11 protein-coding genes are annotated in these 12,492 nt (G+C 38.7%); 1 reads left to right on the top strand and 10 read right to left on the bottom strand.

Features of this window, described 5'->3' with window-relative positions; genetic code table 11:
* Window positions 1-960 precede the first annotated feature (960 nt).
* The 3 genes from bioF to H6F47_RS24475 all read right to left on the bottom strand — a co-directional run bounded on the left by bioF (window position 961) and on the right by H6F47_RS24475 (window position 3,712).
* Window positions 961-2,160 carry an 8-amino-7-oxononanoate synthase gene (bioF, locus tag H6F47_RS24485; protein ID WP_190651404.1) on the bottom strand — a complete coding sequence of 400 codons (1,200 nt, stop codon included), beginning with the start codon at window positions 2,158-2,160 and terminating at the stop codon, window positions 961-963.
* A 155-nt stretch (window positions 2,161-2,315) separates the two neighbouring features.
* Window positions 2,316-2,969 carry a Holliday junction branch migration protein RuvA gene (ruvA, locus tag H6F47_RS24480; RefSeq protein ID WP_137668574.1) on the bottom strand — a complete coding sequence of 218 codons (654 nt, stop codon included), beginning with the start codon at window positions 2,967-2,969 and terminating at the stop codon, window positions 2,316-2,318.
* Window positions 2,966-3,712, bottom strand: a complete 747-nt coding sequence (locus H6F47_RS24475; RefSeq protein ID WP_190651402.1) for a sucrose-phosphate phosphatase — start codon at window positions 3,710-3,712, stop codon at window positions 2,966-2,968. The genes ruvA and H6F47_RS24475 overlap by 4 nt, the downstream gene beginning before the upstream one ends.
* Before the next feature lie 295 nt (window positions 3,713-4,007).
* Here H6F47_RS24475 and H6F47_RS24470 point away from each other — a divergent pair, with 295 nt between their 5' ends.
* The gene (locus tag H6F47_RS24470) at window positions 4,008-4,778 is read left to right on the top strand and encodes a Uma2 family endonuclease (RefSeq protein ID WP_190651400.1); all 771 of its coding nucleotides are present in this window, start codon (window positions 4,008-4,010) and stop codon (window positions 4,776-4,778) included.
* 79 nt (window positions 4,779-4,857) lie between these two features.
* Here H6F47_RS24470 and H6F47_RS24465 read toward each other — a convergent pair whose 3' ends face one another.
* The 7 genes from H6F47_RS24465 to H6F47_RS24435 form a co-directional block, all read right to left on the bottom strand.
* Window positions 4,858-5,415, bottom strand: coding sequence for a Uma2 family endonuclease (locus tag H6F47_RS24465; protein WP_190651398.1), 558 nt, complete (start codon window positions 5,413-5,415; stop codon window positions 4,858-4,860).
* Between the two features lie 384 nt (window positions 5,416-5,799).
* A complete protein-coding gene (locus H6F47_RS24460; RefSeq protein WP_096569670.1) occupies window positions 5,800-7,443 on the bottom strand; it encodes an acetolactate synthase large subunit in 1,644 nt (547 codons plus the stop codon).
* A 164-nt stretch (window positions 7,444-7,607) separates the two neighbouring features.
* On the bottom strand, window positions 7,608-8,975 hold the full coding sequence (locus H6F47_RS24455; RefSeq protein ID WP_190651396.1) for an NAD-dependent succinate-semialdehyde dehydrogenase: 1,368 nt from the start codon (window positions 8,973-8,975) through the stop codon (window positions 7,608-7,610).
* 498 nt (window positions 8,976-9,473) lie between these two features.
* Entirely contained in the window at window positions 9,474-10,355 is an 882-nt protein-coding gene (ylqF, locus tag H6F47_RS24450) for a ribosome biogenesis GTPase YlqF (RefSeq protein ID WP_096569666.1), read from the bottom strand.
* 276 nt (window positions 10,356-10,631) lie between these two features.
* Complete coding sequence (locus H6F47_RS24445) at window positions 10,632-10,997, bottom strand: VOC family protein (protein WP_137669546.1); 366 nt, start codon at window positions 10,995-10,997, stop codon at window positions 10,632-10,634.
* Between the two features lie 99 nt (window positions 10,998-11,096).
* Entirely contained in the window at window positions 11,097-12,314 is a 1,218-nt protein-coding gene (locus tag H6F47_RS24440; RefSeq protein WP_096569662.1) for a M20 family metallopeptidase, read from the bottom strand.
* The coding region (locus H6F47_RS24435) for a hypothetical protein (protein WP_206755161.1) at window positions 12,283-12,492 on the bottom strand (210 nt) is incomplete at its 5' end. The genes H6F47_RS24440 and H6F47_RS24435, both read right to left, overlap by 32 nt.

Raw genomic sequence — 12,492 nt, 5'->3', positions numbered from 1 at the left:
TAACTGTATACTATTCTCAATAAGCACCAGATTTTTTCAGAGGGTCTATCACCTCAAACCTTTTCCCTATCTTGGTTTCAACTTGCTTGTCGCCCCCTCAAGCTTCGCCCTTACAGGAAAATAGCCTGTGATAAAAATTGATAATTTATCGTCCGAATGCCGATGCTTCCAGCACACTTCGCGAACGCCCGTACAGAAGTCAGGAGTCAGTGGTTTGACTTTGCTTTTCCCTTCTGCCTCCTGCTTTGTCATAACGACAATTTTTCACACCCACTTGGTTAACTTTTGTAAATTTGAGAACTGGGGAAAATACAGCATTTTAACTACCAATATCCTTAATATTTCGTTGTTTGCGGGATTGTAACGGAATGTTAAGAACTTTGATAAGTTTGGCGCAAGCAGCTATAAAGATTTACATTTAGTAATGTTCTGTGATTTTAAGAAAATGTTGGTTTTTTGGGTTGACATCTGGGAGTTTTTCGGTTAAATTATCTTTATTGGCTGGAAACAGCAATCTGTACCAAGAAAATTGAATACTGACTTTGCTTGTTACATCTTTGTTTCCGTAGCTTGGCGCAAATGCCCTTTGAAAGCTAAATGTAACAAGGTTTCCGTGAGTATAGGGTTTTTCATAACCTTTTCCCCGCAAGGGGATGGAAACAACAAAATCTTAATCTGATGCAAACCATTAAAAGTTGTTTTTCATACCTACTTCCCCGCAAGGGGATGGAAACATTTAATAAGCTTTTTAAATATGAAATTTGCCAAAAAAGTTTTTCACCCTTATTTTCGCAATAAACCCTAGCCATTCTCAAGATTATTGCTATAAATTCTCAACTATTTAACGAGTTTTGGTTTTTTCAGCGATTGATATTGACATACACTTTTTTTCTGGTATGATATGTGTATGATCCAAGGGAGTTATATATCTTCCAATAACCAGCAGGAATTATTTTCTAACTACACTTCTTTTAATACACTTCCTAAACTATTCACTAACTTATTAATATGCTCTTTTTCATGGGTTGCCATAATTGTCACCCTAATACGACTTGTTGGTACTGTAGGAGGACGGATGGCAGGAGCAAAAATACCCGCTTCCTTTAGCTTCTTACCTGCTGTTAAAGCTGTAGCTGCATCAGGTAATTGAAAACAGAAGATCGGAGATTGGGAAGGTAAGATTTTTAAGTTAGGTGTTAACTTAGGTGTTAACTTAGTTAAATTTTCTGTAACCAAATGTTTTAAATAATCAACATTTGACCATAATCGCTGACGGCGTTCTGGTTGTTGTTGTACTATCTGAATTGCTGCTAAAGCTGCTGCTGTGTCTGCTGGTGATAGGGCAGTAGTGTATATCCAACTAGGTGCGCGGTTTTTGAGAAAGTCAATTAATTGATGACTTCCCGCCACATAACCGCCTAAACTTCCCAAAGCTTTGCTTAACGTGCCAACTTGGATTAACTCTCTGCCTGTACAACCAAAATGATCCACACAACCCGCCCCCGTTTTTCCCATAACTCCGGTAGCGTGTGCTTCATCTATCAGCAGCATACAACTATATTCGTCTGCTAGATCCAACAGTTCTGGAAGAAGACACAAATCACCATCCATACTAAAAACGCTGTCGGTGATAATTAAACAACGTCGGTATTTTTGACGTTCTTGGTTTAACTTTGCCGTCAACGCCAGAATATCACAATGGGGATATTCTATGATGGTTGCACCGCTAAGAATTGCCCCATTTTTTAAGCTGGAATGGTTATATTGATCTGATAAAATTAAATCTCGCTTTCCCACCAAAGCAGTAATTGTACCGATATTTGCTAAATAACCAGAACTAAATACTACAGCGTCTTCCGTTTGTTTGGTAGATGCGATCGCCTGTTCCAATTCCCTGTGTAATTCCCGATGTCCAGTGAGTAATCTAGAACCCGTGCTGCCAGTACCGAATTGTTGAATAGCTTGAATAGCCGATGTTTTTAAATTTTCATCTGCTGCTAATCCCAAATAATCGTTACTAGCAAAATTAATCACCTCTTGCCCAGATAACAGCACAACAGCACCGGGTAGACTGCCAATAGTTTGTACAGAACGATACCAATCAGCCCGATGAATAGTTGTTAGTGATTCCTGTATCCAAGCGTAAGGATTTTTATTCATTACTCAGAAACGAAACAAACTAATTTTCAACACAAATAAACCTAAAATTGACCGATGACTCACGCAAAATCTCTCTAAATCACTCCTCCCTTTGTGTCCTTTGCGTACTTTGCGGTTCGTTAACAAGAACTTTCAACTCTGCCACCTGTCAAGAGTCACCTGCCACCTGCCATCTGAACTGCTTCACTACTGCTAAGATGAGCGATCGCTTGTTTAATCCAATCCTCCACATAGGCATCTTTAGTTAAACCAATATCTTCGCTAACAACGTGCAAAGCATGACTAACTTCATGGGGAGTGTAACCCAAAGCAAAGAGAGTCATTTGCACTTCTTCCAAAATACCTGGTGCTGGACCACCGGTAGCCACAAAAAACCCTGCTGACTTACGCCACTCAATCAGTTTACTTTTGAGTTCTAAAGATAAGCGTTCAGCAGTTTTCTTACCCACACCAGGGGTTTGAATGAGCATATTAATATTAGCAGCAATGATCGCCTGTACTAACTCTGGTAATTCCAAAGTATCCAAAAGAGCGATCGCTAAAGCTGAACCAATACCACTCACAGACAGCAGATGACGAAATAAATCTCTTTCCGCAGGGGAAGAAAACCCATAGAGTACAGGAACTTCTTCCCGAATCTGGTAATGGGTAAAAATTTGTACCACATCACCAGTATTACTTAATTGGTTAGCGAGACGTTGGGGGATTTGTAAATCATACCCCATGCCATTTACCTCTAACGTGAGAATCGTGCGATTCGCGCTAACCGTTTGCACACCAGCCACAATACCTTTGAGATAGCTTATCATTTTAGGAACTTAAAGTATTTTAATCCTTCCATAATCCCCGCAGCACAATGCTTTTGTGCTAAGTAACGATATTCAGCAGGATACTGATTGTGCCATTGTAGTAATTCTGGTCTAGCATTACCGACAATGATACCCCGTTCCTCACCTACTGCGAATAAAGCAATATCATTACCTGAATCACCACAAACAACAGTCTGCTCGGCTGCAAATTGCCACTTTTGTCGTAGAAACTGCATTGCTTGACCTTTATCGCTGGTAAGGGGCAAAATGTCAAGGTCTATACCGCTACTATAAATTAATTTTATATTAAGTTGAAGTTTTTGCAATTCTGCCTCAAGTTGTGGTATAATACTTGCAAGTTTTTCTTCTAAGAAAAAACTGACCTTAAAAAGACGTTGTTCGGATTCTGGTTGTAATTCCAATTCGGGGAATTTTTGGGTAATCTCCAGTATAGTTTCCCTTTGCCATCCGGGAGCAAGAATTTTTGACCATTCGGGATCGGGAGTATCGCTACCATCGAGATAAATTTCCGTACCCACAGATAAAACCAGTGCATCAGGTGGCATGAGGTTCTTTTCCTGTTGGAGTTCGCGGTAGAGAAGGGGAGAGCGTCCTGTGGAGTAGACTATTTTTGTACCATGTTGTTGACGATGATTTTCGAGGCGATCGCTCAATTCTAGCAAAGCTTGATCATCACCAACAAGAGTATTATCTAGATCGGTTACAAATAAAAACTTAGTCACAGCGATATCCTCAACTTGCGTGGTTATTGACATCAATACTTGGAAAGATTATCGCAGACTGAGGAAAATTTAACATTTTTTATCAGAAGTGAGGAGTCAGTAAGGGTGTAGCACTGCTAAACCCGTACAGGAGTCAGAATATTTATTTATGACAGGAATCTATAAAAGCAACTTTTTTGATCATAATTCCATCAATTATCTTCTTACTTTGCACCTTTGCTTCTTTGTGCATTTGCGCGAAACTTTAATACCAAGTATAATTAAAATAACGCTATTGAATAAGTGAATAAAAATCATGACTGAACAACTTTTAGACAAAGTTGATGATCACTATATTCCAGATGCTAATTTACTGATTACAGAAGACGATACACCTGTGGATAACTTTCCATCTGCAAAACAACAACGACTTTTAGTTAGTTCGCTTTACAGTGATTTAGAATTACAACCTTGTTTAATAGAAGCCAACGTAGGAATTTATCATACCGATGGAGAACCTGCAATAGTACCCGATGTCTTTATTAGTTTTGATGTGCAAACTCCCGAAGAATGGTGGAAAAAACAAAATCGTTGTTACATGGTGTGGAAATTTGGTAAATCACCAGAATTAGTCATGGAAATAGTTTCTAACCAAGAAGGGGAAGAACTCACCAAAAAACTGAAAATATATGAAAGAATGAAAGTCAACTATTATCTAGTTTACGATCCGAATCAAGAACTAGGAGAAGATCAATTACACATTTATCAATTAGTCGGTAGACATTATGCAAAAACCTCAGAAACTTGGTTATCAGATATTAACTTAGGTGTGACATTTTGGGAAGGAGAATTTGAAGGAAGAAATGATATTTGGTTGCGTTGGTGTGATCAACAAGGAATGGTAATACCTACAGGTGATGAACGTGCTGCAAGGGAGAAATTAGAAAAAGAAGAAGCACAAAGACGCGCCCAAGAAGCCGAAAATCGCGCTCAAGAAGCCGAAAATCGCGCCCAAGAATCTGAAAACCGCGCTCAATTATTAGTGCAGAAATTGAGAGAATTAGGAGTAGATCCTGATACAATTTAAAAGATGTTGGTAACGGGTAATGGGTAATGGGTAATGGGTAAATAATTATTTCCTATTTCCTATTCCCTATTCCCTAACTTTAAGGAATACCCGCTTGTTGAAAAATTTGTTCTGCTGAAATTACCAAACCTGGAAATAGAGAATCTTCTAAACTATCATTACCCCGTTTTGTTTGGGGACGTGCATCAGGATAAAATATAGTGACAGTTTTCGCTTTCGGATCTATTACCCAAACCCTCATTACACCTGCATCTAGATAATTTGTAGCTTTGGCACTCATTTCTCCAAAAGATTGATCAGGTGATATAATTTCTATAACTAAATCAGGAGAAATAGGACAAGCTTCATTTTCAATGACATCACTCGGAAAACGGGAATAAGAAACATATAATAAATCTGGAACAGGGACCCAATCTTTACCGCAAAGTTTTAAAATAACTGCCCATTCTATACCTACTTCCCCTTTATTTTCTGCCCATTGTGTGAGAATTAAACATAATGCAATAGTTAATCGAGAATGGAATCTTTTTGGTGACATTTTTGGTATTGCTTCCCCGTTAACTAATTCATAAGTGATATCCTCTTCTGGAAGGTTGAGAAATTCTTGTAGTGTCAGTTGATTTTTAATAGCAATCATAAGTTTGTCAGAATCATAATGTCCAGGATTTTAGGATTTACAGGATTTGGTTTATCTGTGCTTATCTGCGTTCATCCGCGTTCTATTTTTGATATTTTTTATTTTTTATTGATGGTAGATAACTTTTTTTAACGAACCACAGAGGCACAGATGACACAGAGGAAAAATTAAAGTTAGTGAAGTTTAGATGTCTGCTTTTTTGGTTAATCTTGATTATATCAGATGTTATTTTTAAGGATATAAAATAACATCCTGTACATCCTTAAATCTTAGATATCATCTCAACTTCACTTGATAACCCACCAAATTCATTTTCTGGGTAATCGGTAATAGGTAATGGGTAATTATATTTTTCCCAATCGCCAATTACCAATTACCAATCACCTAAATCTCACAACTTAACTCATCAGCTTTTTGCGTAAACTTGCGATTTTCTCGATAGTCTACCCTACAATCTATAACAGCAGGGACATCTTGAATTAAAGCTTCTTTTAAAACAGGAATTAAATCAGTTACAGACTCAACGCGATAACCTTTTAAACCCATACTTTCCGCTAATTTAACAAAATCAGGATTACCAAAATGGACAAAAGCAGCGTTACCTTTACCAAATTGATTTTCCTGTTTCCACTCAATTAAACCATAGCCACCATCATTAAAAATTAAGGTGACAAAAGCAGTACCCACCCGCAAAGCTGTCTCTAATTCTTGACAGTTCATCATAAAACCACCGTCACCGGTGACAGCAACAACTTTACGATTGGGATAGACTAATTTAGCAGCTAAAGCGCCAGGAATAGCAATTCCCATTGCTGCAAAACCATTAGAAATAATGCAAGTGTTCGGACTATGACAATGATAATGTCTAGCCATCCACATTTTATGTGCGCCGACATCAGAAATTACAATATCATCGGGTCCCATTACCTGCCGCAAATCATAAATTAATTTTTGTGGTTTAATGGGAAATCCATCATCATTGGCATATCTTTCATAATCTGCGCGAATATTTGGCCGTAAACTAATAGCATAAGGATTAGGTTTACCTTGTCTATCAGCGACTTTTAAAATTTCATTCAGTGCATCAGAAATATCCCCTACTACTTCCACTTTGGGAATATAACTACTATCAATTTCTGAGGAAGTAGCTGCAATATGGACAATGGGAATATTACCTTCAGGATTCCATTTTTTAGGAGAAAATTCGATTAAATCATAACCAATTGCGATGACTAAATCTGCATGATCAAAACCACAGGTGATAAAATCTCTTTGTTGTAATCCTACAGACCATAACGCTAAAGGATGGGTATAAGGAATTACTCCTTTACCCATGAAGGTATTAACAACAGGAATATTTAATTGGGTAGCAAATTGGGTTACAGCGTCACTAGCTTGGGCGCGAATTGCTCCATTTCCTACTAAAATGATCGGGTTTACTGCTTGGGAAATAAGCGCAGATGCAGCGCGAATACTAGCGAAAGCTGCATAGGTTTTTTCAATGTGATCTCTTTGTAAAGGTTTGCCTTCTACGGGCATGGCTGCAATATTTTCTGGTAAGTCAATGTGAACAGCACCGGGTTTTTCAGTTTGCGATCGCTTGAAGGCTTTTCTGACTACTTCTGGTGTAATACTCGGTCTAACTATCTGTTTATTCCATTTAGTAACCGGGGCAAACATAGCCACCAAATCTAAATATTGATGAGACTCAATGTGCATTCTATCTGTTCCCACCTGTCCGGTAATAGCTACTAATGGCGCACCATCCAGGTTAGCATCAGCTACACCAGTCATTAAATTAGTAGCACCAGGACCAAGAGTAGAAAGACAAACCCCCGCCTTACCAGTTAACCTCCCATAAACATCGGCCATGAATGCAGCACCTTGTTCATGACGAGTGGTAATAAATTGAATGGAGGATTTTTTTAAAGCTTCTAAAACGTGCAGGTTTTCCTCACCAGGTAAACCAAAAACGTACTGTACACCTTCATTTTCTAAACACTGTACCAATAATTCAGCAGTATTCATGATTATTTCCTCAAAGTAATAATTAAAGGAGTCAGGAGTCAGGAGTCAGGAGTCAGGAGTCAGGAGGAAGAAGAAAGAATGAATTTTTAAACTTTTGCCTTTTGCCTTCTTACTGTCACCTGTCACCTGTCACCTGTCACCTGTCACCTGTCACCTGTCACCTGTCACCTCATCCAAACTGTCTTGATATTCACAAATTCATGAATACCTTGAATACTTAACTCTCTTCCATATCCAGAACGTTTAATACCCCCAAAAGGTAAACGCGGATCAGATTTAACCATGCCATTAATAAATACTGCCCCGGCTTCAATTTCTTGAATGAGGCGATTTTTTTCTGCTTCATTATTTGTCCAGGCACTTGCACCTAAACCAAAGGGTATATCATTAGCTAATTTGATCGCTTCATTAATATCCCTAACTCGGAATAATAAAGCCACTGGTCCAAAAAATTCTTCCTTTGCAATAGGATTTTCTACCGGGATATCTATAATAATAGTAGGTGGGTAAAAATTGCCAGGTTGATCTTTTAAAGCATTACCACCTGTGAGGACTTTAGCACCATTTTCTACCGCAATTTTCACCTGATTTTCTAAATCTTGGAGAATATCGGGTGTTGCTAATGGTCCAATATCTGTATCATCAGCCAAAGGATCACCGATTTTCAAAGTTTGAAATTTTGCTAAGAGCATTTTTTCAAACTCATCGGCAATTTGATCAGCAACAATAAACCGTTTCGCTGCTATACAAGATTGACCATTATTGATCATTCGTGCGGTGACTGCGGTGGCTACTGCTAATTCTAAATCAGCACTTTCTAAGACTATAAAAGGGTCACTTCCCCCTAATTCTAAGACAGTTTTTTTAATTTGTTTACCAGATGCAACCGCTAAAGAAGCACCTGCGGGTTCACTTCCAGTTAATGTAGCAGCTTTGATCCGATCATCTGCCATTAAATCAGCTACTTTTGTAGCACCAATTAATAATGTTTGAAAAACTCCTTTGGGAAAACCTGCACGGTGGAAAATATCTTCTATTGCTAAGGCACATTGGGGGACATTAGAGGCGTGTTTGAGTAAACCTACATTGCCCGCCATTAATGCTGGTGCTGCAAACCGGAAAACTTGCCAAAAAGGAAAATTCCAGGGCATAACGGCGAGAATAACCCCCAATGGTTGATATTTTATAAAGCTGTGACTAGCATCGGTTTTAACTGTGACATCAGCTAAGAAACTGGCGGCATTTTCGGCATAGTAACGACAAACCAGGGCGCATTTTTCCACTTCTGCGATCGCAGATTTTAAGGTTTTACCCATTTCCAAGGTCATGATTTTGGCAAAATCAGCCTTTTCCTGTTCTAAAATATTCGCTGCTTGGAGTAACCATTGCGATCGCTCCTCAAAACTTGTCTGACGATACTCCTGAAAACTTTGTTGGGCTAATTCCACTTTAGCCGCTATTTCACCATCCTCAAGCGGTTTAAATACTTTCAGAGTTTCCCCCGTAGTGGGATTAATGGTAGCAATAGCCATTCCCTGATCTCCTGTTAAAAACTAACTTCAGGTAGTTTCCTAGTGTTACACACATTCACGATAGCAGCTACCATCAAAATTGGGTTCCGAATTTTCTGACAGCATTTGATAAGTAGGGTTTGCTGAAAAAGTCTTGTCGTGGAGACAGGGAACAGGGAACTCTTAACAGGGAACAGGGAACAGTTTCAAGAGTTCGATGGGAGCGATTTTTTCTTTAAGTAGGAATTAAGTGCAAGGTTTTTTAGTTTCTCCCCCGCAAAAGCTTGCACTTTTTTAACTTCCAGCAGGCTAAGACCCTTTACCTATAATCTTTTCATGTTTATTCAGCAAAACCTACCTAAAGCTTTCTAACGTTAGTGACTCAGATCATCTGTGAGGCAGAATTGTCAACTTGCTACTTGGGCGATCGCCTCTGCTTACAGTCCCGACTTTTAACTAGTCAATTTCTACTCAAACCACTCATTTACTACTCAAAAAAGCCTGGAAACCGTTGTCAAATCAATGTGGTGGAATTTCTAAAGGTATATTACCTAAAAGTCCTTTGCGAAAATCGCTAACTAAAGTTCTAGCAGCGCGTTCAACATCTCCTTTATAACGATGTTCTGCGAGAACGTGCAAATATTCTTCTCCTGTGTGAATAATAGAATCAACTTCGTAGCGTGAAAGTAATGGGTGTGGTGGTAATAAATGAGGATGGCTTTCTTGCAGTTCGTTTAAAATATCTACAAAAGCAGCCGCCACTAATTGATTATCATAGGATGCTTCGCCAATATCATCACAAATTGCTAATTTGACTGCGGCTGCTTGATCATCTAATCTAGCAGGAATAACACCAGGTGCATCTAATAATTCTAATTGTTCAGAAATTCTCACCCATCGTAGTTGACGAGTCACCCCCGGACGCGCAGCACTTTCAACAACCCGTTTTCCTAGCAAGCGGTTAATTAATGCTGATTTTCCCACATTTGGAAAACCAATGACGACTGCACGGACAGGACGGGGTAACATTCCTCTTTGTTTTCGGCGTTCATTCAATTCTACCCCGGCTGCTTGCGCTGCTTTAGCTATGGCTGTGATACCTTGACCATGTTGAGCATTAGTAAAATAAGGGACTTGTTCTTGGCTTTTAAACCATTCTACCCACAGCGATCGCACTTGGGGGTAAATCATATCTAAACGGTTAATTACTAACACCCGCGACTTACTCCCCACCCATTCATTCATTTGCGGATGGTTTGTAGCTAAGGGAATACGTGCATCCCGCACTTCTAATATCACATCTACCCTTTTTAACTGTTCTTTGAGATTTTTTTCAGCTTTGGCAATGTGGCCAGGATACCATTGAATAAGATTTAATTTGTAATTTTGTGTGATGGACATTGGTGATTGGTGATTGGGGATTGGTGACTGGTGACTGGTGATTGGTGATTGGTGACTGGTGATTGGTGACTGGTGACTGGTGATTGGGTAAAAATAACTAATAACTAATAACTAACAACTAATAACGTAAGTTGCTAGTTATGCAAGAAAGGCTCTCAAATCGAAGTAACAAGGATAAGTAGATAGCAATAAAGCAGGGAACACAATCATAATTCATTCTTTTTCCTGACTCCTGACTCCTGACTCCTGACTCCTATTCCTAACTAGCAACTTGGGTTAATAACCTTGATGTAATATTAAACGATTGCCATCGGGGTCATAAGCGTAAATTTCTCTACCGTGGGATGCTATAGAAATCTTTCCCGGTGGGGGATAACCTAAAGATGTGAGGTGTGCGATCGCATTTTCTAAATTACTCACTTCTATACACAAACTTAGCGGACTTTTGCTATTGCTTACAAATTCTGATTCATCATTTTTCTTTGGTTTAAATATACCTAAAGTTAAACTCAGGATGTTAAACTCAGCATAAACATTAGGTATCATCTTTTTTGGTTCTTGTTCTAGTAACTGAATATAGAAATTTACCAATTGATCAAAATTTACCGTGCCAATGGTGACTAATACATTATTATATTCCATAAATGAATAAATTATACAAATTTTATAAAATTATTATAAAATTATTAAAATTTAGGAACAGGCAAGATGCCTATCCCACAATTATCACATTAGATTAGATTAGTTCAAAAATTTCTCGACACATCTAACAAAGATTTCTACACCCATAGCTAATGCTGTTTCATCAAAATCAAAACGCGGATGATGATGAGGATAATTTAATTTTTTCTCAGCATTGGCAGAACCTAAAAAGAAATAACAACCAGGAACTTCTTGCAGGAAAAATGACATATCTTCACTACCCATAATTTGACATTCTGGGATAATATTCACAGGTGTTTCTACTACTGTTTCTGCTACACTTCTCACTAACTCTGCTATTTCTGGATCATTAATGACTGGAGGATAAAGATTGACATATTCTAAGTCATAATTAGCGCCATGAGTTTGACAAACTCCAGCAATAATTTGTTCAATCCGTTTTTCAAAAAATCCTGCTAAGTCAGTGTTAAAATATCTGATAGATCCACTCATTCTTGCTGTATCAGCAATTACATTCATTCTTGTGCCGGCGTGGAGTTCACCTATTGTCACTACTGCTGATTCTAAGGGGTTGACGTTCCGCGCTACAATTGTTTGCAAGGCGTTGACAATTTGGGCTGCAACTACCACTGAATCAACTGTTTGATGAGGTAGCGCACCATGTCCACCTTTGCCTAAAATTGTACAGTTAAAATAGGAGATAGCTGCCATAAAAGCACCTGGACGAACTCCGACAATCCCCACTGGCAGATCATTCCACAAATGTAAACCGATCATGGCATCAACATCTGGGTTTTTCAAGACTCCAGCTTCAATCATCGGTTTTGCACCACCTGGACCTTCTTCTGCGGGTTGGAAGATGATTTTTACAGTACCGCTGAATTCTTGACGATGTTGTTGTAGGTAGTATGCTGTACCCATTGCGATCGCTGTATGTCCATCATGTCCGCAAGCGTGCATCACTCCATCATGCTGGGAGCAATAAGGTACTTCATTTTCCTCTTTAACTGGCAGAGCATCCATATCAGCACGGATACCTAGAACTTTATCAGGTCCAGATTTTTCACCTTTGACAATAGCCACAATGCCAGTTTCCGCGATACCAGTTTGATGTTCTATTCCCCAACTTTGCAACTTTTGGGAAATATACTCAGCAGTCAGTTTTTCTTGAAAACCTAACTCTGGTTTTTGATGTATGCGTCGTCTCCATTCTATTAACTGCGGTTGTAAAGCACGAATTTGTAACCGCACATTAGCAAGATTTTCAGTACCAGAATTTGGGATAGTAGAAATCATAATGGGTAATTGGTAATTGGTAATGGGTAATGGGTAATTGGTAATGGGTAATGGGTAATTGGTAATGGGTAATTGGTAATTGGTAATTGGTAATTGGTAATTGGTAATTGGTAATTGGTAATTGGTAATTGGTAATTGGGTTATTCATCTTCCCAGTCCCCAGTCCCAGATCGGAAGA

It is taken from the genome of Sphaerospermopsis sp. FACHB-1094, from assembly GCF_014696195.1.
Taxonomy (GTDB): domain Bacteria; phylum Cyanobacteriota; class Cyanobacteriia; order Cyanobacteriales; family Nostocaceae; genus Sphaerospermopsis; species Sphaerospermopsis kisseleviana.
This window is presented reverse-complemented; position numbering and strand designations above follow the sequence as displayed.

Bases quoted from the DNA above. Each gene is read 5' to 3' on its own strand.
- bioF (WP_190651404.1), bottom strand. From the start codon at position 2,160: ATGAATAAAAATCCTTACGCTTGGATACAGGAATCACTAACAACTATT.
- ruvA (WP_137668574.1), bottom strand. From the start codon at position 2,969: ATGATAAGCTATCTCAAAGGTATTGTGGCTGGTGTGCAAACGGTTAGC.
- H6F47_RS24470 (WP_190651400.1), top strand. From the start codon at position 4,008: ATGACTGAACAACTTTTAGACAAAGTTGATGATCACTATATTCCAGAT.
- H6F47_RS24465 (WP_190651398.1), bottom strand. From the start codon at position 5,415: ATGATTGCTATTAAAAATCAACTGACACTACAAGAATTTCTCAACCTT.
- H6F47_RS24460 (WP_096569670.1), bottom strand. From the start codon at position 7,443: ATGAATACTGCTGAATTATTGGTACAGTGTTTAGAAAATGAAGGTGTA.
- H6F47_RS24455 (WP_190651396.1), bottom strand. From the start codon at position 8,975: ATGGCTATTGCTACCATTAATCCCACTACGGGGGAAACTCTGAAAGTA.
- ylqF (WP_096569666.1), bottom strand. From the start codon at position 10,355: ATGTCCATCACACAAAATTACAAATTAAATCTTATTCAATGGTATCCT.
- H6F47_RS24445 (WP_137669546.1), bottom strand. From the start codon at position 10,997: ATGGAATATAATAATGTATTAGTCACCATTGGCACGGTAAATTTTGAT.
- H6F47_RS24440 (WP_096569662.1), bottom strand. From the start codon at position 12,314: ATGATTTCTACTATCCCAAATTCTGGTACTGAAAATCTTGCTAATGTG.